Annotated in this window: 18 protein-coding genes and 3 pseudogenes; 8 read left to right on the forward strand and 13 right to left on the reverse strand. The window is 73.6% G+C overall.

All coding sequences use genetic code 11. The features are described from left to right. Positions 1-2: 2 nt before the first annotated feature. Positions 3-2,156 carry a GAF domain-containing SpoIIE family protein phosphatase gene (locus EDD90_RS48195; protein ID WP_123982402.1) on the reverse strand — a complete coding sequence of 718 codons (2,154 nt, stop codon included), beginning with the start codon at positions 2,154-2,156 and terminating at the stop codon, positions 3-5. 317 nt (positions 2,157-2,473) lie between these two features. Between EDD90_RS48195 and EDD90_RS56020 the strand changes: the two genes are divergently transcribed. After that, a complete protein-coding gene (locus EDD90_RS56020) occupies positions 2,474-3,082 on the forward strand; it encodes a response regulator transcription factor (RefSeq protein ID WP_260328554.1) in 609 nt (202 codons plus the stop codon). On the opposite strand, the gene EDD90_RS48200 is transcribed toward EDD90_RS56020, so the two are convergent. The 4 genes and pseudogenes from EDD90_RS48200 to EDD90_RS48215 all read right to left on the reverse strand — a co-directional run bounded on the left by EDD90_RS48200 (position 3,059) and on the right by EDD90_RS48215 (position 8,394). After that, the gene (locus EDD90_RS48200) at positions 3,059-4,801 is read right to left on the reverse strand and encodes an ABC transporter ATP-binding protein (protein ID WP_260328555.1); all 1,743 of its coding nucleotides are present in this window, start codon (positions 4,799-4,801) and stop codon (positions 3,059-3,061) included. The two genes, EDD90_RS56020 and EDD90_RS48200, sit on opposite strands and share 24 nt — an antisense overlap. Further along, positions 4,798-6,615, reverse strand: a complete 1,818-nt coding sequence (locus EDD90_RS48205; protein ID WP_123979342.1) for an ABC transporter ATP-binding protein — start codon at positions 6,613-6,615, stop codon at positions 4,798-4,800. Before EDD90_RS48205 ends, EDD90_RS48200 begins: the two co-directional genes overlap by 4 nt. 85 nt (positions 6,616-6,700) lie before the next feature. Next, positions 6,701-6,817 carry a SapB/AmfS family lanthipeptide gene (locus EDD90_RS48210; protein WP_123979343.1) on the reverse strand — a complete coding sequence of 39 codons (117 nt, stop codon included), beginning with the start codon at positions 6,815-6,817 and terminating at the stop codon, positions 6,701-6,703. A gap of 69 nt (positions 6,818-6,886) precedes the next feature. Continuing rightward, a pseudogene (locus EDD90_RS48215) lies at positions 6,887-8,394 on the reverse strand (hypothetical protein). 195 nt (positions 8,395-8,589) lie between these two features. Between EDD90_RS48215 and EDD90_RS48220 the strand changes: the two are divergent. The 5 genes from EDD90_RS48220 to rfbD all read left to right on the forward strand — a co-directional run bounded on the left by EDD90_RS48220 (position 8,590) and on the right by rfbD (position 14,525). Continuing rightward, entirely contained in the window at positions 8,590-11,043 is a 2,454-nt protein-coding gene (locus tag EDD90_RS48220; protein WP_260328557.1) for a SpoIIE family protein phosphatase, read from the forward strand. Between the two features lie 97 nt (positions 11,044-11,140). Further along, positions 11,141-11,419, forward strand: a complete 279-nt coding sequence (locus EDD90_RS48225; RefSeq protein ID WP_123979345.1) for a hypothetical protein — start codon at positions 11,141-11,143, stop codon at positions 11,417-11,419. Positions 11,420-11,581: 162 nt separating this feature from the next. Next, the gene (locus tag EDD90_RS48230; RefSeq protein WP_123979346.1) at positions 11,582-12,649 is read left to right on the forward strand and encodes a glucose-1-phosphate thymidylyltransferase; all 1,068 of its coding nucleotides are present in this window, start codon (positions 11,582-11,584) and stop codon (positions 12,647-12,649) included. Then, on the forward strand, positions 12,646-13,644 hold the full coding sequence (gene rfbB, locus EDD90_RS48235; RefSeq protein WP_123979347.1) for a dTDP-glucose 4,6-dehydratase: 999 nt from the start codon (positions 12,646-12,648) through the stop codon (positions 13,642-13,644). Before EDD90_RS48230 ends, rfbB begins: the two co-directional genes overlap by 4 nt. Further along, positions 13,644-14,525 carry a dTDP-4-dehydrorhamnose reductase gene (gene rfbD / locus EDD90_RS48240; protein WP_123979348.1) on the forward strand — a complete coding sequence of 294 codons (882 nt, stop codon included), beginning with the start codon at positions 13,644-13,646 and terminating at the stop codon, positions 14,523-14,525. The genes rfbB and rfbD overlap by 1 nt, the downstream gene beginning before the upstream one ends. A 120-nt stretch (positions 14,526-14,645) precedes the next feature. Here the strand turns inward: rfbD and EDD90_RS48245 are convergent, their stop codons facing one another. Together EDD90_RS48245 and EDD90_RS48250 are read right to left on the reverse strand one after the other, a co-directional pair. Then, complete coding sequence (locus tag EDD90_RS48245; protein ID WP_123979349.1) at positions 14,646-15,230, reverse strand: hydrolase; 585 nt, start codon at positions 15,228-15,230, stop codon at positions 14,646-14,648. Positions 15,231-15,238: 8 nt separating this feature from the next. After that, positions 15,239-16,069: pseudogene (locus EDD90_RS48250) on the reverse strand (MFS transporter); the annotation flags it as partial. A 58-nt stretch (positions 16,070-16,127) separates the two neighbouring features. On the opposite strand from EDD90_RS48250, the gene EDD90_RS48255 reads away from it, so the two are divergent. Next, positions 16,128-17,267 carry an IS701 family transposase gene (locus tag EDD90_RS48255; protein ID WP_185149485.1) on the forward strand — a complete coding sequence of 380 codons (1,140 nt, stop codon included), beginning with the start codon at positions 16,128-16,130 and terminating at the stop codon, positions 17,265-17,267. Between the two features lie 173 nt (positions 17,268-17,440). Here the strand turns inward: EDD90_RS48255 and EDD90_RS48260 are convergent. Both EDD90_RS48260 and EDD90_RS48265 read right to left on the reverse strand, forming a co-directional pair. Further along, a pseudogene (locus EDD90_RS48260) lies at positions 17,441-17,947 on the reverse strand (MFS transporter); the annotation flags it as partial. 77 nt (positions 17,948-18,024) lie between these two features. Beyond that, complete coding sequence (locus tag EDD90_RS48265) at positions 18,025-18,462, reverse strand: MarR family winged helix-turn-helix transcriptional regulator (RefSeq protein WP_123979351.1); 438 nt, start codon at positions 18,460-18,462, stop codon at positions 18,025-18,027. A 99-nt stretch (positions 18,463-18,561) separates the two neighbouring features. On the opposite strand from EDD90_RS48265, the gene EDD90_RS48270 reads away from it, so the two are divergent. Further along, the gene (locus EDD90_RS48270) at positions 18,562-19,062 is read left to right on the forward strand and encodes a metallophosphoesterase (protein WP_123979352.1); all 501 of its coding nucleotides are present in this window, start codon (positions 18,562-18,564) and stop codon (positions 19,060-19,062) included. 144 nt (positions 19,063-19,206) lie between these two features. Here the strand turns inward: EDD90_RS48270 and EDD90_RS48280 are convergent, their stop codons facing one another. From EDD90_RS48280 to EDD90_RS48295, 4 genes are read right to left on the reverse strand one after another with little or no spacing between them, the layout of a single operon-like run. Continuing rightward, positions 19,207-19,818 carry an SRPBCC family protein gene (locus EDD90_RS48280; RefSeq protein WP_123979353.1) on the reverse strand — a complete coding sequence of 204 codons (612 nt, stop codon included), beginning with the start codon at positions 19,816-19,818 and terminating at the stop codon, positions 19,207-19,209. 19 nt (positions 19,819-19,837) lie between these two features. Further along, positions 19,838-20,944 (reverse strand): XdhC family protein, encoded by a 1,107-nt coding sequence (locus EDD90_RS48285; RefSeq protein WP_123979354.1) that lies wholly within the window; start codon positions 20,942-20,944, stop codon positions 19,838-19,840. Next, a complete protein-coding gene (locus EDD90_RS48290; protein ID WP_260328558.1) occupies positions 20,937-22,133 on the reverse strand; it encodes a VWA domain-containing protein in 1,197 nt (398 codons plus the stop codon). The genes EDD90_RS48285 and EDD90_RS48290 overlap by 8 nt, the downstream gene beginning before the upstream one ends. Continuing rightward, complete coding sequence (locus tag EDD90_RS48295) at positions 22,130-23,005, reverse strand: MoxR family ATPase (RefSeq protein ID WP_260328560.1); 876 nt, start codon at positions 23,003-23,005, stop codon at positions 22,130-22,132. The genes EDD90_RS48290 and EDD90_RS48295 overlap by 4 nt, the downstream gene beginning before the upstream one ends. Positions 23,006-23,007 lie beyond the last annotated feature (2 nt).

Raw genomic sequence — 23,007 nt, forward strand, 5'->3', positions numbered from 1 at the left:
GTTCAGCCGTCCGACTGGGCTCGCAGCAACAGCACCGCCACATCGTCGACACGCTCCTGCGCCGCCGCACTGTGCCGCACGAGCGTGTCGGCGAGCCGGTCCAAGGGCTGGTCGCCGTTCTCCGCGAGCAGTTCGCCGAGACCGACGAGCGCGTCCTCGATGTCCACGCCGGGTGATTCGACCAGGCCGTCGGTGTAGAGGGCGAGCACCGAACCCGGCGCCAGCGAGACCTCGGTGGTCGGGTACGTCGCCTCCGCGTCGATGCCCAGCAGCGGACCGCCGGCCAGGTCCAGCACCCGTACCCGGCCGTCCGGACGTCTCAGCAGTGGCGGTGGATGCCCGGCCCGGGCCATCACCGCCCGCCCCTGTTCGGGATCCAGCCGCAGATACAGACAGCTCGCGAACAGGTCCGCGCCGAAGTCGATCAGCAGCCGGTTGGTGCTGCGCATCACCTCCTCGGGCGCCTGCCCGACGGTGGTGAAAGCTCGTACACCGGTACGGATCTGGCCCATCAGCCCGGCCGCCGTCACGTTGTGCCCCTGCACGTCCCCGATCACCGCCGCGGCCAGTGGCCGGGTCGGCACCAGGTCGTAGAAGTCGCCGCCGATCTCCATGCCGTGCATGGCCGGCAGATAGCGTGCGGCCGCCTCGACACCGGGCGGCGGGGTCAGCGAGTGCGGCAGCAGGGCCGCCTGCAGACCGTGCGCCAGCTGGTTCTTCGCGTCGTAGAGCAGGGCGCGCTCCAGGGCCTGCGCGATGAGCCCGCCGAGACTGGTCAGCACGGCGCGCTCGTCGGCGGGGAAGGCATGCGGCTCGGCGTAGGCGAGGACACAGGTGCCCACCGGCCGCCCCGACGCGATCAGCGGCAGGATCGCCCAGGCGGCGAACCCGTCCGGGGAGTCGCGCCGTCCCGGATACAGCCGTTCCAGCTGCTGCCGTGACTCGAAGAACGCGGGCACACCGGTGTTCAGGACATGGGTGCGAGGCGTCCGCTCGGCCAGCGGGAGACCGTCGAACCGCTCCACGACCTGAGGATCGTCGTACCCGCGGTGCCCCAGGACATGCAGCCGCCCGCCCTGTGACCCGAGCATCACCAGGGCCTGGCTGCCGACGGCAGGGGCGACCTCGTCCGCCACCAGCTGCACCACGTCCTGCACTCCGACGGCCTCGGTCAGCGCCCCGGCCAGGCTCAGCACCTGCGAGATGGTGACCAGCCGGGGGGAGGCCGCCGCGTCGGCGCGCGGCAGCGCACCCACCATCTCGGCGGCCGCCCGCGCCCGGGTGATCCGGGTGGTCAGCCCGGTCTTGCTCGGATACATCCGGAACGACAGCCAGTCGCCCGGCGGCTTCAACGCCACGAACGACGTCACATGCTGGCTGATCAGCGCAGCCCGGTAGCGGTCCTCGTACATCGGGTCGTTCAGCCAGGGCACCGACACCCACGGCTGGGTGCCGAGCAGTTCGCCGGTCTGGACGCCGAGCAGTTCGGCCGCCGCCGCGTTGGCGAACGCGACCCGCCCGTGCAGATCGAGCGAGGCCAGCCCGTACGGCAGCCGTGCCACCATCCGCGCCGCCTCCACCGTGCCCGGCGTGCCCGCCCCCGACGCCGGCGCCGCCAGCAGATCCGGCTCGGCCCGCAGCGCACGGTTCTCCCGGGCGGCCCGGTCGAGCCGCACCGCCAGCCGTTCGCACGCCGCCGTGAGCGCCTGCCGCTCCCTGTCGGACGGCACCGTCGGATGCGAACCGGGCCAGGTCACGTACACCGCCCCGTACACGGTGTCGGCCGTCGCCACGGGCAGCGCGGCCAGCGCGAACGGATACGGCAGCACCACCGCGATCCGCGGATACCGGCGCGCCATGTCCTCCTCACCGCCCACCCACACCAGCCGACGCTCGCGCACCGCCTCCGCCACCGGGATCGGCGCGCTCAGCCCGACCCGCTCCCAGGGCGCCGCGAACGCCCGGGGCAGCCCCGCCGTCACCGCCATCTCCAGGACCGGCTCGTCGGCCGCCACCAGATAGACCGCGCCGGAGTGCGCCTGCACCTCTTCCATCATCGAGGCCAGCGCGAGCGACAACAGCGGCCGGCCGGACCCGACGTCGTCGGCCGCCGGCTCCGCCACGGTCGGCTCCACCGGCGCCGGAGGGGCCCCCATCGCGTCGGTCACGCCCGACCACCTCCTCGCCCGGCCGCGCGTCGCGTCCTCGGGATCAAGGCTCCCGCGCGGCGGCGACCGGCGCACGGCGAGAGCGGTAGGAGCTCCTGCACCGAGCGCCCTCCGTGTACCCCGTTCACGCCCGCACATGCCCCGCAATCGATGCGCGCGGCGGCGTACGAGCGCCTGGCGTGCGCCCCCGCGCACCCTGATGTCCGGAACTCCGCGCCCACGACGGATGGCGGACGCCAACAATGGGGCACGCGTTCAACACCTTGAACCGAAGAACCGAAGGACGGCTGGCTGAGGGGGCGGCGGTGATCCGGGTACTTCTGGTGCACGACGCATGTCTGGTGAGATCGGTCCTGGCGGAGTGGTTACGCCGGGAACCGGGGCTCCGCGTGTACGACACGCCGTGGCACGGCGCGCGGGGGCGGGTCCGGGCGGTACGGCCGGACGTGTGCGCGGCGGATCTCGACAGCTCCGGCACCCACGGTGTGCCACCGCTGGCCGAACTGCGCCCGGCGGAGGCCGGCACCCCGTCGCCGAGGCTGGTCGTGCTTGCCGGTGCGAACAGACCCGGGCTGCTGAAGCGGGCGGCCGAGGCGGGGGCGCTGGGTTACGTCGACAAGGAGGGCGCGCCGGAACGGCTGGTGCGGGCGATCCGGCGTGCTGCCGAGGGGGAACGTTTCGTCGACGACTCCCTGGGCTTCGGTTTCCTCAAGGCCACCGAGATCCCGCTCACCCGACGGGAGTTGAGCGTGCTGGAGCTGGCGGCCGGCGGGGCGTCCATCGCGGAGATCGCCGGGAGCCTGCACCTGTCCCACGGGACGGTGCGCAACTACATGGCGGCGATCACCCGCAAGACCGGCGCCCGCAACCGCGTCGACGCGATCCGCATCTCACCGGGCGAAGGGTGGCTGTGACGGTGCCGCCAAGTCCTGGTAGAGCGCGCAGGTGCGCAGCAGGTCCTGGTGGGTGCCGTAGGCCGTGCGGGGGCCGTCCATCACCAGGATCCGCTGGGCGCGGCCGGCGGAGGCGATCCGGTGCGCGACGACCACCAGCGTGCCGCCCGGCCGTGCAGCGAAGGCGCGCTCCGCGCGGGCCTCGGCCTCCGCGTCGAGATGGCAGGTGGCCTCGTCGAGCAGGGCGAGCGGCGCGGGGGAGAGATACGCGCGGGTGAGTGCGATCAGCTGGCGCTCGCCGGCCGACAGCGCCGCAGGGCGCACCGGGGCGTCCGGCCCGCCCAGCCGCTCCAGGACCGGGGCGAGCCCGACCGCCGCGGCGGCGGCCAGCAGCTCGGGCTCCGGGACGGGGTCCGGCCGCAGCAGTCCGAGGTTCTCGGCGAGGGTGCCCGTGCTGACGTACGCCTCCTGCGGGATCAGCACCCGCAGCGCGGCCGCCCGCGCCCCCGGCACGGGGTGCCCGCACACCCGGATCTGGCCGTGCGCCGGGGCCAGCAGCCCGGCGGCCACCGCGGTGAGCGTCGACTTGCCGATCCCGCTCGGCCCCACGACGGCGAGGTGACCGCCCTGTGGGACACACAGGTCGAGGCCGTCGAGGACGGGGGCGCTCGCGGGTCCGTAGGCGAAGGACACGGCAGCGAGCGCGAGGGCCGGGACACCGACGTCCGGGCGTCGCCCGGGGACCTTGCGGGGTGTGGTGGACCTGGGGGTGTCCGGGGTCTCGTGAGGTGTGCCGGTGCCGGTGCCGGGGTTCGGGGGCGGGTGCAGTCTGCGCAGGACGACCGTGAGGCGGGCCCCGCTGGTGCCGAGGCCGTGCACCAGGTTCTGCAGGGCGGGGAGCAGGGACTGGGTGACGTAGGCGAGCGCGCCGACCAGGGCACCGGCGGTCACGCCGTGGGCGAGCAGCCAGGGGGCGGTGGCGAGCAGCAGCACCAGGGGCATTCGGCCGCCGACCACCAGGGCCGCCACCCGTACGACGCTCCAGCGGGCCAGCGCCCGGGCGGCCCGGAATTCGGCGTCGACGCGCTCCCCGGCACGTGTGCCGGCGTACTGCTCGGCGCCCGCCGCCGTGACGTCCCGCAGCCCCGGGCACATCTCGCCCAGTTCTCCCGCGAGGGCCTCATCGGCCACGAGGAAGGCCTCCTGCCGGCGGGCCAGCGGGCGCAGGGTCGCCGCGAAGAGGCCGAGCCCCGCGAGCAGCGGGGGTACGACGACCAGCAGCAGCGGGGGCGCGAGGGTGCACAGCCCGGCGAGGGCACCGCCGACCGCGAACACGAAGGAGCGGGACACCATCACCAGCCCGGCGAGGGTGTCCCGGGCGATCTCCACCTGCTGGGTCAGCCGGGAGAGCGCTGCCCGGTCCGCCTCCCGCACCCCACGTGCGACCACCCCCGACACCAGCCGGTCCCGCACCGGTTCGACCAGGTCGGCGACCACGCCATACACCCGCCGGGTCCCGTACGCCCCGAGGACCACCCCGCCCCCGGCCGCCGCGAGCCACAGCAGGCCCGCCCGGACGTTCCCGGCCAGGAACCCGACGTCGAGCGCGCGGGCCAGGGCGTATCCGAGGAGAAAGGTCTGCCCGGCCTCCAGCAGAGACCAGCCCGCGAGCCGCGCCGACACCGGCCGTCCAGCCCGCAGCAACCCCATGGCCTGCCGCCGCCGGGACCGGCTCGTCACCGTGTCCCCCGGTCCCTCGCCGCCGGACGGGGCACGTCATCGGCCCGCGTCGGCCGGGCGGCTGCCGCATCCTTGCTCGCATCGGGTGTTGCCTCGGCGGCCGGGGCGAGCTCGCTTGCGTCCTGCGCCGCCCCCACGTCCCCGAACACCGCCCGGTACCCCGCGTCGCGCCACAGCTCCGTATGTGTCCCCACCGCCCGGACCCGCCCCCCGTCCAGCCATGCCACCGCGTCGGTCCGGGCCGCCGTGGTCGCGCGGTGGGCGACGATCAGGCGGATCGGGCCGGGGCCGGACAACAGGGACTCGGTGATGTGGTGTTCGGTGACCGTGTCCACGCTGGAGAGGGCGTCGTCGAGGATCAGCAGCCGGCCGGGGTGGGCGAAGGCGCGGGCGAGGCCGAGACGCTGGGACTCGCCGCCGGAGTGCGGGGCGTCGGCGATGCGGGTCGCGTAGCCGTCGGGCAGACGGCGGATGTACGCGTTGGCCTGGGCTCTGCGGGCGGCGGCCCGGATCTCGGCGCACGAGGGGGCGGTGAGCCCGAGGGCGACGGTGTCCTCGACGGTCGTACCGAGGAGGGCCGGGCGGGCGAAGGCATAGGTGACGGTCCGGCGCAGGTCGTCGTGGCGGAGGGCGGGCAGCGGAACGCCGTCCAGCACGACCTCCCCGGCGTCCGGGTCGGTCAGGCGGCCGGCGAGTTCGGCCAGCAGGGACTTGCCCGAACCGGAACGGCCGACGACGGCGAGGGCGGTGCCGCCGGGAACGGTCAGGTCGACGCCGTCGAGCACCGCCCGCCCGCCCCGGTGGGCCGTGACCCCGCGCAGTTCCAGGCGGCCGGGGCCCGGCGGGAGCGGGTGGGTGCCATGGGCGGGTGCGGGGTACGACACGATCTCGGCGAGGCGCGCCGCGGACGCGCGGGCCCGGGTGACTGCGGCGAGCTGTCCGACCAGCACGCCGACGCCGGTCGCGAGGACCGCGTAGCGGGAGGCGGCCAGCACCTCGCCGACCGAGATCCGGTGGCGGGCGAGCAGCAGACCGGCCACCGCCATGACGCCGAGCTGGAGCAGCGGGCCCACGGTGACCGCCTGGGCGGCGGCCCGGCCCTGCACCCGCCACATCCGGCGCCCGGCGCCGGCGAGTTCGGGCAGCGGGCGCAGGATCCGGGCCGTCTCCCGGTCCTGGAGGCCCGCCGCCGCGATGGTTCGGTGTCCGTCGACCGCCTCCGCCAGCGCGCTCGCGATCCGGCCCTGCACCCGCTGGTACTCCGTCATGCACGCCGAGGTGTCCCGGGTGAACGCCCGCAGCAGCAGGGCGAGTACGGGCGCCCCGGTGAGGAACACGGCCGCCAGCCAGGGGTCGATGAGACCCAGCGCGACCACGCCCCCGACCGGACCGGCCAGTGCGGCGAGCAGTGCGGCGAGCGCGGCAGGCCCGGTCCCGGCCTGGGCGGCGTTCCCGACCAGCCGGGCGACCAGGTCCCCGGCGCCGAACCGGGCCCCCGCGCGCGGCCCGAGGGCCAGTACATGCCCCGTGACCCGCTTGCGCAGTACTGCCGTTGCCCGCGCGTCGACGGTCCCGGCGACGACGCTCGCGCAGCCGTCCAGCACGGCGAGCAGCAGTACGAGGCCCGCTGCCCGGCCCACCCAGCCGACCGCCGGGGCGCCCGCCAGCAGCAGGTCCAGTGCACGGCCCAGTACGGCGGGCAGCAGCAGCCCCGCCGCCGTGGCGGCCGTACTCACCAGGCACAGGACGGCGCAGCGCACCCCGGCGTGGCGCAGGGCGGTGCGCATCGGATCACGGTGCGGAGGCGGGGTCATCGTGGCAGCCCTCGTATCGGCGAAGGCCCCGGACGGGCCCCCTCCCGAAGGAGAGGGCCGCCCGGCGCCCGGTTCGCGGTGCCGGTCAGAGACAGAGCAGAATGCTCGCTGCCGACACGCACGACAGCAGGCTCACCGTGCTGGCGCCGCCGCCGTCGTGACGCTCTTCGGACTCCATCGTCTGCAGGTCGAGAAGTGCCATGTCTTGTCCTTTCCGGGGACCGAGCGGTCCCCCCGGCGTTGTCGGGGACGGGGTTGCGTCACGGCTCCGTCAGAGTGCGGAGCCGTGTTCGGGGGCCGCCGGTGGCGGCGGGAGGAACGGCAGGTGGGCGACGGGGTCGCCGTCGAGGGCGGCCGTCAGCGCGAGCAGACACCCGGCGGTTCCGGTGGCGAGGTCCATGGAGAGCCGCATCATCTGGTGCCCGGGGAAGGCGAGTTGGCCCTGGTAGGCCATCGCGAACCAGCCGAGCCCGGCGACCTGGGCGGCGAGCCGCTCGGGGGCGGCGCCGGTGCGGGCGAGATGCAGGATCATCCCGGCGCGGCCCTGGAACAGGCCCGGCTGGGCGTAGAAGCGTGAGGTGGCGGCGGTCAGGATGGCGGCGCGGGCGCGCTCGAAGGCGCCGGTCCCGTCGGTGCCGTGCGCCAGCCAGTCGTCGAGGACCAGCCCGATCCCCGCACTGCCGTCGCCGAGGTACGGCAGGGTGCGCCAGCCCTCGTCGACCTCCAGGCCGCCGCCCTGCTGCACCACACAGCGGTCCAGGTCCCGGCGCAGCGCCTCGCCGGCCGCCGTCAACAGCCGGGCCTCGCCGGTCCGTTCGTACCGCCGCAGCAGGAACAGCGCGGGCCCGGTCGCACCCCGCAGCAGCCCGGCGCGCCGCCGGGGCGTGTCCGGGAGCGGTTCGGCGAGGCGCCGTACGACGATCTCCCTGGCCAGTCGGGCGACGGCGTCGGCGCCGTCGGCCGCGAGCCCCGCGTGCGGCCGCCCCTCCTTGAGCACCACCCGCCGCCCGTCCCGCGTGTCGGTCCCGGCGTAGACCCCGCCGCCGTTGGAGAAGTGCAGCGCCTTCTCGATCCGGTACGGCAGTTCGCCCACCGTCGTGGCGTCCCGCGCCGCCAGCTGCGGCCGCAGGAACTCCGGGAGCGTCAACCATTCCGGGACCTGGAAGGAGGGCGCCCGCCGGTCCGGCACCAGCTTTCCCGCGCCGTCCCGCACCGCCGAAACCAGCGAACCGCGCTCGTCCACCACGTAGGAGCGGGCGAACGCGCCGTACCGCACGTACAGCGGACCGTCGTTCCAGCGCAGGTCGGTGAGGATGACGGCCCCTCGAAACCCTCCAGGAGCGCGCCCAGTTCGCGCAGCACCTCCTGCAGCCGGCCCTCGTCGGACGGGTAGACCGTGACGAACTTGCCGCTGGTGTCGCGGCCCGCGTACTTGGCGTTGCGCAGGTGCAGCAGATGCGGTCCGGGCACGAACTTGAACGGGATGCGGCGGGGCACGCAGTAGTCCCACACGACCGCCGCGATCCGCTCCGCGTTCGCCCGGGTCGCCGAGGAGTGGATCTTCCAGCCCTGGGCCGGTGAGGGCAGCGGCGCCCCGTCCGCGCCGAGCGGGGTCATGGTCAGCCAGTCGCCGGACCGTGCCGCGTGCCAGTCCTCCGGCACCGCGCGGCGCGCCGTGGCGAACAGGGGCTCCGACTGCGCCCCGCCCGACCCGAGCCGGTCGGGCGTGTCGTAGAACTGCCCGTCGGCGAGCGCGTACACCTCGTACCGCCTGTCCATCCGTCCCCCTCCGTGGCCAGGTCCCGACACTCCCAGGCGCCGAACGGCCGCGGACAGTCATGTCTGTCATGAGATCGCCGTGCGGAACGCACGGGTCAAGACATGTTCGGTTCGTTTCGAGCGCATCGGCCTACGGACCTCCACGGAACGGTCACAGGGGCTGCGCATACGCGTCATAAGCGCTGTAATGGCGGCGTGGTCAGTGAGGGCGCTGCGGTACGCGGAACGAGAACGGATCGCGCCGAAATCGCCCTCGAAACGCTCACGGGCGATCCCGGCGCACCCGACTGGCTCCGTCGCGTCCTCGAACAGGCGCTGGTGTTCGCGGGCGCGGCGTTCGCCGGTGTGTACACGCCCGGGGACGACGGGGCCGTGTTCTGCCTCGCCGAGTCGGCCGGCCTGCCCCGCACCCTGTACGGGCTGCGGGACTCCTATCCGGCCGTGGGGCGCTCATGGGTCGCAGAGGTGTACGGCACCGGGCGGCCCGTCTGGCTCGGCCCCGAGGAGCTGGCCGACTGCCCGGAGGCGCGGCGGACCCCGGCCCAGGAGTTCTCGCTGGCCGTCCTGCCGGTGCCCGGCCGTGCCGGACTCCTGGTCGCCGTCAGCGAGCGGGACGAGGGATTCGGCCCCGAGGACCGCGCCTGCCTGCACCTGGTCGCCGACGCGATCGCCCTGCCCGCCCCGTTCCCCGGTCCCACCGACACCGGTGAGCTGCCCGCCGACGCGTTCAGCCTCGCCATGGACACCGGCCGGATCGAGGTCGGCAACAGCATCCTGGACCTCTTCGGCATGGACCGGGACGAGTTCGACGGCAAGGTCGAGACGCTGCTGGGCCGTACCGTGCCCGAGGACGTGCCCGCACTGATGTCCGTCGTCGAGGCCGACCACATGTCCATCGGCGAGCGCGAGCTGGAGTTCCGGATCCTGCAGCCCTCCGGCGCGCCCAGATGGCTGCGGCTGCGCGGCCGTCTGATGCCCGGCGGCGAGGGCCGCCCGGCCCGGCTGGCCGGCACCGTCGCCGACGCTTCCACGCTCCGCTCGGACGTCACCGACGTGGCCCGTGTGCAGCGGCTCGCCGCCGCCCTGGCCACCGCCCTCACGGTCAAGGACGTCAGCCAGGCCGTCGTCACCGCACTGCGCGGGCCCCTCAAGGCCGACCGGATCGCGCTCGCGGAGCTGGAGAACGACCGTCTCGTGGTCACCGTCCTGGACCCGCCCGACGCCGAGTCCTGGCCCGAACTGTGGCGCACCGAATGGCGCACCGAATGGCCCGACGCGCCCGTACGCGCCATGCCCACCCTCGCCGCCGCCCTGCGGGACGGCCGGGTGCAGATCTGGCCCGCCCAGAGCGCCCTGGAACCCGCCCTCGCCGAGGTCGGCCCCGGCGGCCTCGCCGTCCTCCCGCTGCCCGCGGGCGGCCGGATGGCCGGCGCCTGCCTGATCGGCTGGGACAGCCCGTACGACTTCGGCCCCGACGAACGCGCCCTGCTCACCGCCTCCGCGGGCCTCGCCGGCGAGGCCCTGATGCGCGCCCACGCCTTCGACGCCGAACACGAACTCGTCGGCATGCTCCAGCGTGCCCTGCTGCCCCGCCGGCTGCCCACGCTGCCCGGCGCGGTCGCCGTCGCCCGCTATCTGCCCACCACCGAGGGGCTGGAGGTCGGCGGCGACTGGTACGACGTGATCCCCCTGCCCGAGAACCACGTCGCCCTCGTCATCGGCGACGTCCAGGGCCACAGCGCGGCCGCCGCCACCCTGATGGGCCAGATGCGCACCGCGCTGCGCGCCTACGCCGCCGAGGGCCACACCCCCGACGTGGTCGTGTCGCACGCCAACCGTCTCCTCATGGACATGGAGAGCGACCTCTTCGCCACCTGCTGCTACGTCGACGTCGACATGGAGGACGGCACCGCCTGGTGCGTCCGCGCCGGGCATCTGCCGCCGGTCCTGCGTCACCCGGACGGCGCCACGGAGATCACCGAGACCGAGGGCGGCCCCCCGCTCGGTGTGCTCGGCCAGGCCGACTTCCCCATGACCCAGCTCAGCCTCCGCCCCGGCACCCTGCTCGCGCTCACCACCGACGGCCTGGTCGAGTCCCCCGGCGAGGACATCGACGACGGCATGGCGCGCTTCGCGCACGACCTCGCCGTCTCCGACCCCGCACACCTCGGTCTGGTCGCCGACGCCCTGCTCGGCAACGCCCACCGCGCCGACGACGTCGCCCTGCTGCTGATGCGCTACGACGGCATGGCCGTACGCCCGCTGCGCGAGAGCTGGACCGTGTGGCGGGTCCCGGAGGCCGCCCGGCACGCCCGCCGCTTCAGCAAGCGCACCCTGCGCTCCTGGGGCGTCACCGACGACGCCATGGACACCGCCCTGCTGATCGTCTCCGAACTCGTCACCAACGCCCTCATCCACACCGACGGCCCGGTCCGGCTCGATCTGACCCAGGTCGACCACCGGCTGCGGATCGCCGTCGCCGACGCCTCGCCGCGCAGTCCGGTGAAACCCCCCAACATCGGCTGGGAGGCCACGGGCGGCCGCGGCATCCTCCTCGTCGAGGCCATGTCGGCCGCCTGGGGGACCGTGCCGGTCAGCGGCGGCAAGCAGGTGTGGGCGGACCTGGTCGAGGACGCCGAGGACGCCTGAGGACGGCTGAGGGCGGGTGAGCCGTTCGAGCGCCGCACGGGTGAATGTGCGGCCGTCTCGGGAGGCGGTGCGGGCCGAGGCTTCTTAGGGTCTTGACGTGGCACACACCTTCGAAGAACTGGTGGCGAAGCACCGCGCCGCCGAAGCGGCCCACGAACAGGTCCTGGAGCTGCGGGACGCCTACGGCCCCCCGGCCCAGCAGCAGGAGCCGGGCGGCGCCCAGTCGGAGACCTACGAGACCGCCCTGCGCGCCTGGCGCGACCTCGCCCGCGACGAACTGACAGCGGTGAACGAGTACGCCCGTGACGAGGGCCTCCCCCGGTCCGAGGTCGAGGCGGAGGTGGAGCGTGCTGCGGCCTGGCCGGAGGACGCCTGAAGCGCGGCCGCGCGGCCGCTGAATACATCGGGCATAACGGGCGGGATGCCGGTAGGAGGCACCTCGTGGTCACATGCCATCCGCACCAGGGCCATACTGTCGTAACCAATCGTGAAAACAGAAGAACGTCTAAATCAGATGTTCACCTATAAGGTGTAGTGAATGAAGGCTTTGGTGCTCTCCGGCGGTGCCGGAACCCGGCTGCGGCCGATCACCCACACATCGGCGAAGCAGCTCGTGCCGGTGGCGAACAAACCCGTGCTGTTCTACGGGCTCGAATCCCTTGCCGCCGCGGGCGTCACCGACGTCGGGATGATCGTCGGCGACACCGCCGCCGAGATCGAGGAAGCGGTCGGCGACGGGTCGAAGTTCGGCCTGCGCGTCACCTACATCCCCCAGGAGCACCCGCTGGGCCTCGCCCACGCGGTGCTCATCGCGCGGGAGTTCCTCGGTGACGACGACTTCGTGATGTACCTCGGCGACAACTTCATCGTCGGCGGCATCAGCGGACTCGTCGACGAGTTCCGCGAGACCCGTCCCGACGCCCAGATCCTCCTCACCCACGTGCCCAACCCGCGGGCCTTCGGTGTCGCCGAGCTGGACGCCGACGGCCAGGTGGTCGGCCTGGAGGAGAAGCCGCAGGAGCCCAAGAGCGACCTCGCCCTGGTCGGCGTCTACCTCTTCACGCCCGCCATCCACGACGCGGTGCGCGCCATCAAGCCGTCCTGGCGCGGCGAGCTGGAGATCACCCACGCCATCCAGCACCTCATCGACCAGCGCGCCGACGTGCGCTCCACGGTGATCAAGGGCTACTGGAAGGACACCGGCAACGTCGTCGACATGCTCGAGGTCAACCGGACCGTCCTGGAGAGCCAGGAGCCGCGCATCGACGGCGAGGTCGACGAGGCCAGCCAGATCGTCGGCCGCGTGGTCGTCGAGCCCGGTGCGCGTGTCACGGGTTCCCGGATCGTCGGACCGGTCGTGATCGGTGCCGGTACTGTCGTCAGCGACTCGTACGTGGGCCCCTTCACGTCGGTCGCGGAGAACTGCCGGATCACGGACAGTGAGCTGGAGTTCTCCATAGTGCTGCGGGACTCCTCCATCGACGGGGTGGGCAGGATCGAGTCCTCGCTGATCGGCCGGCACGTCGAGGTGACCCCGGCACCCGGCACCCCCAGCGCCCACCGCCTCGTTCTCGGAGACCACAGCAAGGTGCAGATCCGTTCATGAATCTCCTCGTCACCGGCGCGGCCGGCTTCATCGGCTCCACGTACGTCCGCGGCCTGCTCGCCGCCGACGGCCCCGACGCGCCGCACATCACCGTGCTGGACAAGCTCACCTACGCGGGCACGCTGACGAACCTGCCCGCCGAGCACCCCCGGCTGACCTTCGTCCAGGGCGACATCTGCGACGCCGAGCTGGTCGACAAGCTCATGGCGGACGCCGACCAGGTGGTGCACTTCGCCGCCGAGTCGCACGTCGACCGCTCCATCGACGGTGCGGGCGCGTTCGTCCGCACCAACGTGGTCGGCACCCAGACCCTCCTGGACGCGGCCCTGCGCCACGGCGTCGGCCCGTTCGTGCACGTCTCCACCGACGAGGTCTACGGCTCCATCGAGACCGGCTCCTGGCCCGAGAGCCACCCGCTCCAGCCGAACTCGCCGTACTCCGCCTCCAAGGCCTCCTCGGACCTGCTGGCGCTGGCCTTCCACCGCACCCACGGCATGGACGTCCGCGTCACCCGCTGTTCCAACAACTACGGGCCGCACCAGTTCCCCGAGAAGGTCATCCCGCTCTTCGTGAGCAACCTCCTCGACGGCAAGAACGTCCCGCTCTACGGCGACGGCAGCAACGTCCGCGACTGGCTGCACGTCGAGGACCACTGCCAGGGCATCGACCTGGTCCGCACCGGCGGCCGCGCCGGTGAGGTCTACAACATCGGCGGCGGCACCGAGCTCAGCAACAAGGAGCTCACCGGGCTGCTCCTCGAAGCCTGCGGCGCCGACTGGGAGCGCGTGGACCGGGTCGCCGACCGCAAGGGCCACGACCAGCGCTACTCGGTCGACTGGAGCAAGATCCACAACGAGCTGGGGTACACCCCCAAGCACGACTTCACCTCCGGCCTCGCCGACACCGTCGCCTGGTACCGCGACAACCGGGACTGGTGGGAGCCGCTGAAGGAGCGCGCCGCCCTGGAGTCGCGCAAGGAGCAGGGGAAGCACTGATGAAGTGGCTCGTCGCCGGAGCGGGCGGAATGCTCGGCCACGACGTGGTCGAGGAGCTCACCCGCCGGGGTGAGGAGGTCGTGGCCCTCGGCCGCGGCGACCTCGACATCACCGGCGCCGACTCGGTGGAGTCGGCGCTCGCCGGGCACACGCCCGACCTGGTGGTCAACTGCGCCGCGTACACGGCCGTCGACGACGCCGAGACCGACGAGGAGCGGGCCCTGCTGATCAACGGCGAGGGCCCGCGCCTGCTGGCCCGCGCCGCGGCCCGGCACGGCGCCCGTCTCGTCCACGTCTCCACGGACTACGTCTTCGACGGCGAGGCCCGCACCAGCCCGTACCCGGAGGACCACCCCACCGACCCGCGCACCGCCTACGGGCGGACCAAGCTCGCGGGCGAGCGGGCCGTCCTGGCGGAGCTCCCGGGCGCGAGCGCGGTCGTCCGCACGGCCTGGCTGTACGGCACGCACGGGAAGAACTTCGTGCGCACGATGATCGAGCTGGAATCCCGCCGGGACACCCTCGACGTCGTCGACGACCAGCGCGGACAGCCCACCTGGAGCGCCGACCTGGCCGCCCGGATCGCCGACCTCGGCCCCCGCCTCGGCCGGGACGAGAGCGCGCACGGCGTCTTCCACGGCACCAACTCCGGCGCGGCCACCTGGTGCGAGCTGGCCCGCGAGGTCTTCCGCCTGCTCGGCGCCGACCCGGAGCGGGTGCGCCCCACCACCAGCGAGGCGTTCGTCCGCCCGGCCCCCCGCCCCGCCTACAGCGCCCTCGGGCACGACCGGTGGTCACAGGTCGGCCTGGAACCGCTGCGGGACTGGCGGGAGGCCCTGCGGGAGGCACTGCCGCTGATCCGCAAGGAGATGTCCGCCTAGGGCTCGCCCAGGGCGCGACGTACCCGCACCGCCGCAGGGCGGCCGACGGCTCACCGAGCTCGTCGGCCGCCCTGCGGCGTTTCGCGGCACACCGGGGCTCGCCGATCCTTGTGGCGGAGCTCAGCCGTGGGTCTTGGCGAGCAGTTCCAGGACCTCGGCCGTGGTGCCGGACTCGCCGAGTCGCGGGAAGATCCGCTCGACGCTGCCGCGGTGCGCCTCGGGGTCGGCGTCGGCCATGGCGTCGGTGGCGAGCGTGACGTGGTAGCCGTGGGCGTAGGCGTCGCGGGCGGTGGACTCCACGCCGATGCTGGTGGCGACGCCGGTCAGCACGATCTGGGTGATGCCGCGGCGGCGCAGCTGGACGTCGAGGTCGGTGCCGTGGAAGGCGCTCCAGTTGTGCTTGGTGACGTGGATGTCGCCGTCGTGGCCGGACAGCTCGTCGACGACGACGTCCCAGCCCTCCGGGAAGGCCAGGCCGCGCGCCTGGCGCTCGGTACGGCCCGGGACGGCGTCGGCGAAGTCGGCCGCGAAGGAGACCCGGACCAGGACCACGGGCAGCTCCTGGGCGCGGAAGGCGTCGGCGAGCTCGGCCGTGCGGGCCACCACCTCGGCGCCGGAGTACGGCTGGGTGGGCATGGCCACGATGCCCTGCTGGAGGTCGATGACGACAAGAGCGGTACGAGGGTCGAGGGTGCTCAGAGACATGGGGTGGATCAGGCCTTTCCGGAGGCTTGACGGGGTTGGGGGGTGAGCCGGGCCAGGGAGCGGTCCGGCAGCGTGATCGCCAGCAGCAGTGCGGAGCCGGCGAGCATGAACAGGGCCAGGCCGTGCAGCCCGCCCGTGTCGGCGCGGTGCGGGAAGAACGCCGCGGTGGCGGCGGAGGCACCCAGCGCGCCGAGGTACATGAAGGTGCGCAGCAGCCCGGCGGCGGAGCCGATGCGCTCCGGGTCGGCCTGCCGGTACAGCGCGGTCTGTCCGGCGAGCCCGAGCAGGCCCTGCGGTATGCCCAGCAGCGCGCCGACCGCGAGCAGCAGCCACACCGGGCTGCCCGCGCCGACCGGCAGCAGGGCCGCGCAGCCGGCGATCTGCAGCGCCGAGCCGACGAGCAGCTTGCCGCGCACCGCCTCACGGCGTCCGGTGAGCGTGGAGACGGTGAGCGCGGCGACCGACAGTGGCAGCAGCGCGAGTCCTGCGGTGGAGGCGCTGAGCCCGCGGCCCTGCTCCAGCCACTGCGTGTAGCCGTACAGGAAGGCGTACGAGGTGGTGTACGCGAGGAGCTGGCGCAGATAGGTCAGGATGAGCGGGACGTTGCCGCCCAGGACGCGCAGGTCGACGAACGGGCCCGCCACCCGCAGCTCCCGGACCGTGAAGACGGCGGCCGCGACGAGGGTCAGGACCGGCAGGTACCAGCGGTCGAGCCGCGGGCCCATCAGGAACAGCATCAGCAAGACCAGGAGGACGGCGAACAGGGCCATCCCCGGCAGGTCCATGCTCTGGCGCCGTTGCGAGGTCTTCGTCCGCGGCAGCCACTTGACGCCTAGTACTGCAATCACAGTTATGGGTCTGGTGTGATTGAGTGTCCTGGTGTCTGTGGATCTTGGTGTGTGTCAAGTCGAGTCATGGCGTGAGGTGTTGTCGGGGTTACACGCGCGGTTCGCTGCGCGGTTTGCCCGCTCGGAGCCGCGGGGCCGGGCGCTGGAGTACATGGCCGGGCTGATTGCGCCGTTGGAGCGAAAGAATGGCTGGTCGCTGGCGGAACGAGCCGGTGAGGCACATCCGATCGGGATGCAGCGACTGCTCGGCGAGGCTGACTGGGACGCTGATGGGGTCCGCGATGACGTGCGGGACTTCGTCGTGGAGAGCATCGGCGACAAGGACGCGGTGCTGATCGGTGACGACACCGGGTTCTTGAAGAAGGGCACCAGGTCGGCCGGCGTGCAGAGGCAATACTCCGGCACTGCGGGGCGGACGGAGAACTCCCAGATTGGCACCTTCCTCGCCTATGCCTCCCGGCGGGGGCGGGCGTTGATCGATCGGGAGTTGTATCTGCCGAAGTCCTGGACGGACGACCGGGTGCGGTGCCGGGCTGCCGGCATCCCGGACGATGTGCCGTTCGCTACGAAGATCGAGCACTTCCAGGCCATGCTCCAGCGGGCACTGGACGCGAAGGTGCCGTTCGCGTGGGTGACCGCGGACGAGGCATACGGACAGGTCAAGCGACTGCGGTACTGGCTGGAGCAGCGCGCGGTCGCGCACGTGCTGGCGACCAAGGTCAACGACACCGTCATCACCACCCGGGGCGCGGAGGTCCGGGTCGATGCCCTGGTGGCCGGCCTGCCGCGGCAGGCGTGGAAACGCGTGTCGGCAGGGGCCGGCGCCCATGGACAGCGGTTCTATGACTGGGCCCGGGTGCCGATCCGGATCTGGTGGGAGAACGGCTTCGGCCACTGGGTACTGGCCCGCCGCAGCCTCACCGATCCCACCGAGATCGCCTACTACGTCTGCTACGGCCCGGTCGGCACACGGCTGAGGGACCTGGCCCGGGTGGCCGGAGCCCGGTGGCAGGTCGAGGAATGCTTCCAGGCCGCAAAGAACGAGTGCGGCCTGGACCACTACCAGGTCCGCCGCTACGACGCCTGGTACCGGCACATCACCCTGTCCATGGCCGCCCTCGCCGCACTGACCGCCATCCGCGCCCAGGAACTGCCAAAGGGGGCAACGATCTTGGACAAACCCGCCTGATACCGCTGTCCGTCGCAGAGATCCGCCGCCTAATCGGACTGCTCCTCCACCCACAACACCTCACCCCGACGCACCATCTGCACTGGTCATGGTGGAGACGGCTCAGCCAGACACGCGCTCGCCACAGCCACTACAAACGCCGAGGCCAGACCCCATAACTGTGATTGCAGTACTAGGACCAGGCAGGCCGCGGACAGGGGCACGTTGAGGGTGAACACCAGGCGCCAGCCGCCGGCGCCGATCAGCAGCCCGCCGAGCGTGGGGCCGATCACGGCCACGGTCTGGCCGGACACGGCGAGCGCGGTCAGCACCCCGGCCGGGCTGTCCTGCCCGGTGCGCTCGGCCTCGCTCCGGGTCAGCCGCATCGCCGCCGGATACGCCGCCGACGTGCCGAACCCGAGCAGTACCCGGGCCGCGATCAGCACGCCCAGCGAGGGCGCCAGCGCGCCCATCAGGCCCGCGATGCCCACCAGACCCGTACCGGCGAGGTAGAGCCGGCGCGGCCCGTACAGGTCCACGAGCCGCCCGATCACCGGCTGGCCCACGGCGGTCGCCAGGTACAACGCGGTGACCAGCCACACCGTCTCGGCGGGCGGGGCCCCGAAGGCGATGCCGATCGGCACCAGGGCCACCGCGATCATCGAGGAGTTGATCGGGTTCAGCACGGAACCCAGGACCATCGGCGCGATCAGCCGCCGGTCGAACCCCGCGGGGGCCGTGCGGGTGGCCTCGCCGGCGTGTCCGGTGAGCCTCGGTATCACGGGCGTGACAGCCGTTCGAGCAGCTCGATCGCGGTGACGAGGGTCTGCCGTTCTTCCTCGGTGTACCGCTCCTGGAAGGCGCGGGCCAGCCACTCGTCACGTGCCTGCCGGTTCCCCTCGACGCGTGCCTGGCCCGCCTCGGTCAGGGTGACCAGCTGTCGACGGCCGTCGGTCGGGTCGGGACTGCGGCGGATCAGCCCCTGCTGGTCGAGCGCGGCCAGGGTGGCGGCCATCGACTGCGGACGCACCCCTTCGGCGGAGGCCAGCGCGCTGGCCGTGGCCGCGCCGTGCTTCGACACCAGCGTGAGCGCCGACTCCTGCGACGGGGTGAGGTCCGCGTCCCGGGCGACCTCCCGGATACGGCGGCGCAGCCTGCTGAACATCACGCGCAGGTCGCGCGCGGCGCGGGTCGCGGAATCGGTGATCTCTGCCATGCGGTTCACCCTAGAACCGTCAGCGGAAACTGTCCAGGCAAAACTGTTAAGTCCGAACTGAAGATCTCGTACGAGGCGGCGGCTGGCTACGCTGGCCGGGTGCGCCTCCTCCTGACCTCCGACACGCACCTGCCCGCGCGGGCCAGACGGCTCCCGGACCAACTCCTCGCCGAACTCCCACGCGCGGACGTCGTGCTCCACGCCGGCGACTGGATCGACGAGGCCACCCTCGACCTGCTGGAGAGCCACAGCCGCCGGCTGATCGGGGTGTACGGCAACAACGACGGCCCCGGACTGCGCGCCCGCCTTCCCGAGATCGCGTACGCCGACCTGGGCGGCCTGCGCTTCGGGGTGGTCCACGAGACCGGCCCCGCCCAGGGTCGCGAGGCCCGCTGCGCCGCCCGCTTCCCCGACCTGGACGTCCTGGTCTTCGGGCACAGCCACATCCCCTGGGACACCACGGCACCGGGCGGCCTGCGGCTGCTCAACCCCGGCTCGCCCACCGACCGGCGCCGCCAGCCGTACTGCACCTACCTGACCGCGACCGCCGCCGACGGCACGCTCACCGAGGTCACGCTGCACCGGCTGCCGCCCCGCTGAGCGGGCAGTGCCCTGGCCCTGGCCTCGCTGATGCTCACCAGCGGCACCGCGGGGGACCGGTACGGGCACCGGCGGGTCGTCCTGGCCGGCCTCGTCGTCCTCGGCGCCGGATCGCTGCTGTGCGGGCTCGCCCCGGGGTTGCCGTCACCGGTGTCGCCGGGTGCGCCTCCTTCGCTGTCGTCGCGCGATCAGCCAGGCGAGCAGGGCCACCGCCAGCAGGGTGGCCGCCCGTTTGGCCACCGGGAGTCCCGCCGTGCGCAGCAGGTCGAGGGGCTCTGGCTCCTCCTCGTCGAGGACGGGCTCGTCCTGCGGCCGCTCGGTCAGCCGTTCCGCCAGGCACGCCGCGAACTGGCCCACCAGCCGGTCGCCCACCTCCGCCAGCACCCCGCGGCCGAACTGGGCGGGACGTCCGGTCACCGTCAGGTCGGTGCGGACCGACACCGCCGTACCGCCGTCGCATTCGCTCAGCGTGCCGGTGACCGTCGCCCTGGCCGTGCCCTGCCCCCGGGTCTCCCGGCCGCTCGCCGCCAGGACGATCCGGTGTGCCGACTCGTCCTGCTCCTCGAAGACCGCGGTGCCCCGGTAGGTCACGGTGACCGGGCCGACCTTGACCTTCACCGAGCCGGTCACGGTCTTGCCGTCGTACTCCTCCACGACCGCGCCGGGCAGGCAGGGCGCGACCCGTTCGATGTCGAGGAGTGCGTGCCAGGCGTCGTCGACCGGCACGGGGACGGTGAACTCGTGGTGCAGCTCCATGGCTTGCTCCTCCTCGCACTCAGGGCGCGACCGGGTGGTGGATGGCCCCGGCGGTCTTGGCCAAGGGCGTACCGCTGCCGCCCCAGCGCAGGGCGACGATCTCGGCGGCGACGGACACCGCGACCTCCTCCGGAGTGCGGGCGCCGAGGTCGAGGCCGAGGGGCGAACGCAGCCGGGCCAGCTCGGCCTCGGTGAGACCGGCCTCGGCCAGCCGGGCGCGCCGCTCGTCGTGGGTACGGCGGCTGCCCATCGCCCCGATGTAGGCGGCCGGCCGGCGCAGCGCCTCCTCCAGCAGCGGCACGTCGAACTTGGGGTCGTGGGTGAGGACGCAGATCACCGTGCGGTCGTCGGTCTCCGTACCGCTCAGGTAGCGGTGCGGCCAGTCGACGACGACCTCGACGCCGGCCGGGAACCGCTTGGGCGTGGCGAAGACCGGGCGGGCGTCGCACACGGTGACCCGGTAGCCGAGGAAGTCGCCGATCCGGGCCACCGCGGCCGCGTAGTCGATGGCCCCGAAGACCAGCATGCGGGGCGGCGGCGCGAACGACTGGAGGAAGACGGTGACCGCGTCCTCACGGCGTTCCCCGTGCGGGCCGTAGTGCCGTAGCACCGAGGCGCCGAGGGCGAGTTCGCCGCGCGCGTCGGCGGTGACCGCGACATCGAGCTCGGCCGTGCCGAGGGTGCCGGCCTCGGTGTCCGGCCAGACGGCCAGCGCGGCCCCGCGCGGGGCGGGCCCGTCGACCACCGTGGCGACGGTCACCGGCTCGCCCTCGGCGACGGACGCGGCGACCGCGCCGAACACCGGGTCCGTCGCCGCAGTGACCGGCCGCACCAGCAACGTGATCTCGCCGCCGCAGGTCAGCCCGACCGCGAACGCGTCCTCGTCGCTGTAGCCGAACGTCGCCAGCCGCGCCTCCCCGCTCGCCACCACCTCCTGCGCGAGCTCGAACACCGCCCCCTCCACACAGCCGCCGGAGACACTGCCCACGACCTCGTCGTCGCCCCCCACCGCCATGGCGGCACCGGGCTCGCGCGGCGCGCTGCGGCTGACCGAGACGACCGTGGCCAGCCCGAACGGGACCCGGTCCGCATACCAGCGCGCCAGCGCCGGGAGGATCTCACGCACGCTCCGCTCCTCTCGCCCGCCCCACGGCGAACCCGTCGGCCTCCGCCCCGCGCACCACCGCCGCCAGCCGCTCCAGCGCCGCCAGGCTGTGCCCCTCGACGAACGCGTCCACGCTGGGCAGCGCCGCCGCCATCCCGGCCGCCAGCGGTGCGTACCCCGGGCGTGCCTTGCGCGGGTTGGCCCAGATCACCCGGTGCGCAAGGCCGTGCAGCCGGCGCATCTGCGCACCGAGCAGCTCCGGACCGTCCCGTTCCCAGCCGTCCGAGAGCAGTACGACGACGGCGCCGCGCGCCATGCCGCGCTGTCCCCAGCGGTTCAGGAACTCCCGCAGCAGCTCGCCGAGCCGGGTGCCGCCGCGCCAGTCCGGCACCGCCGCCGCCAGTGCCGCCATCGCCAGGTCGGGGTCCCGGTGCGAGAGTTCACGGGTCACCCGGGTCAGCCGGGTGCCGATGGTGAACACCTCCGTCCGGCCGCCGCGCACCGCGGCATGCGCGAACCGCAACAGCGCGTCGGCGTACGGTGCCATCGAGCCGCTCACGTCCACGAGCAGCACGACCCGGCGCGGCCGCGCCACGCGCGCGCGGCGCCGCAGCAGGGCCGGTTCCCCGCCTTGCCGCAGCAACTCCCGTACGGTGCGGCGCGGGTCGACGTCCCCGCGCCGGGCGGGCCGCCGACGGGCGGAGCGCCGGGTCTGCCCGGACAGCGCGAACGCGGCCAGCAGCCGGTTGAGCTGGGCACGTTCGGCGGCGTCCAGCGTGCCGACGTCACGGTGCCGCAGCACCTCGGTGGCGCTGGCGAGCGCGGCCGTCGGCGGCCCGGGCCGCTCCCCCTCGTTCCGGGAACGGCTCCCGGCCGGGGTGTCCCGCGCGACGAACCGCAGCCGGGGCGCGGGAGCGCGCCGCGCCGGCTGCCGGGCGGGCCCGTCCGACGGCCCGAAGTAGGCGGCGAAGACCCGCTCGTACCGCTCCAGGTCGTCGTGGCCTGCGCACAGCGTCGCCCGCCCCGCCCAGTACACGTCGGCACGCACCCCGGGCCGCAGCACCTCCACCGAGCGCAGGAAGGCGTACGCCCGCTCGGTGCTCGCCTCGACCCCCGCCGCCCGCAGCGCCCGGACGAACCCGAGCAGCACGGCGTCCGCCCGCGCCGTCCCCGCGGGGCCCCGCTCTCCCGCCCCGGCCACGGCGGTCACGCTCCCCGGCTCGCCAGGACCGCCGCCAGATCGAGGCCCCGTGCCCGGTCCGCGTCCTCCCGGTACTTCAGCACCGAGCCCAGCGTCTGCACGGCCAGCTCCGCGTCCACCTCGTCCGCGCCCAGCGCGTCCAGGGCCTCGGCCCAGTCGATGGTCTCGGCCACACCCGGCGGCTTGAGCAGGTCCGCGCCGCGCAGCGCCTGCACCAGTGCGGTGACCTGTTCGGCGAGCCGCGCCGACACCCGCGGCAACCGGGTGCGCACGATGGCCAGTTCGCGGGCGAAGGAGGGATGGTCGAACCAGTGGTAGAGGCAGCGCCGTTTCAGGGCGTCGTGCACCTCCCGGGTCCGGTTCGAGGTGAGGACGACCACCGGCGGCACCTCCGCCCGCAGCGTGCCCAGCTCGGGGATGGTGACCGAGTACTCGGAGAGCAGCTCCAGCAGGAACGCCTCGAACTCGTCGTCGGCCCGGTCGATCTCGTCGACCAGCAGGACCGACGGCTGCGTCTGCAGGGCCTGCAGCAGTGGCCGGGCGATCAGGAAGCGCCGGTCGTACAGCTCGCTCTCCAGGCGGTCGGCGTCGCTGACCCCGGTGGCTTCGGCGGCCCTCAGATGCAGCAGCTGGCGCGGGAAGTCCCAGTCGTACAGGGCCTGGGAGGCGTCGATGCCCTCATGACACTGGAGCCGGATCAGCGGTGCGCCGAGCGCCTCGGCCAGGGCGGAGGCGAGCGCGGTCTTGCCCACGCCCGCGTCGCCCTCGCAGAACAGCGGCCGGTGCAGTCTCAGCGCCAGGAAGCAGGTGACGGCCAGCCCTTCGTCGACGAGGTACCCCGTCTCCTCCAGACGGTCCCGCACCTGATCCGGGTCGTGCATGC

Source organism: Streptomyces sp. Ag109_O5-1 (assembly GCF_003814875.1).
In the GTDB taxonomy this organism is placed as follows: Bacteria; Actinomycetota; Actinomycetes; order Streptomycetales; family Streptomycetaceae; genus Streptomyces; species Streptomyces sasae.

Bases quoted from the DNA above. Each gene is read 5' to 3' on its own strand.
- EDD90_RS48230 (WP_123979346.1), top strand. From the start codon at position 11,582: ATGAAGGCTTTGGTGCTCTCCGGCGGTGCCGGAACCCGGCTGCGGCCG.
- rfbB (WP_123979347.1), top strand. From the start codon at position 12,646: ATGAATCTCCTCGTCACCGGCGCGGCCGGCTTCATCGGCTCCACGTAC.
- rfbD (WP_123979348.1), top strand. From the start codon at position 13,644: ATGAAGTGGCTCGTCGCCGGAGCGGGCGGAATGCTCGGCCACGACGTG.
- EDD90_RS48195 (WP_123982402.1), bottom strand. From the start codon at position 2,156: ATGGGGGCCCCTCCGGCGCCGGTGGAGCCGACCGTGGCGGAGCCGGCG.
- EDD90_RS48295 (WP_260328560.1), bottom strand. From the start codon at position 23,005: ATGCACGACCCGGATCAGGTGCGGGACCGTCTGGAGGAGACGGGGTAC.
- EDD90_RS48245 (WP_123979349.1), bottom strand. From the start codon at position 15,230: ATGTCTCTGAGCACCCTCGACCCTCGTACCGCTCTTGTCGTCATCGAC.
- EDD90_RS48280 (WP_123979353.1), bottom strand. From the start codon at position 19,818: ATGGAGCTGCACCACGAGTTCACCGTCCCCGTGCCGGTCGACGACGCC.
- EDD90_RS48210 (WP_123979343.1), bottom strand. From the start codon at position 6,817: ATGGCACTTCTCGACCTGCAGACGATGGAGTCCGAAGAGCGTCACGAC.
- EDD90_RS48205 (WP_123979342.1), bottom strand. From the start codon at position 6,615: ATGACCCCGCCTCCGCACCGTGATCCGATGCGCACCGCCCTGCGCCAC.
- EDD90_RS48265 (WP_123979351.1), bottom strand. From the start codon at position 18,462: ATGGCAGAGATCACCGATTCCGCGACCCGCGCCGCGCGCGACCTGCGC.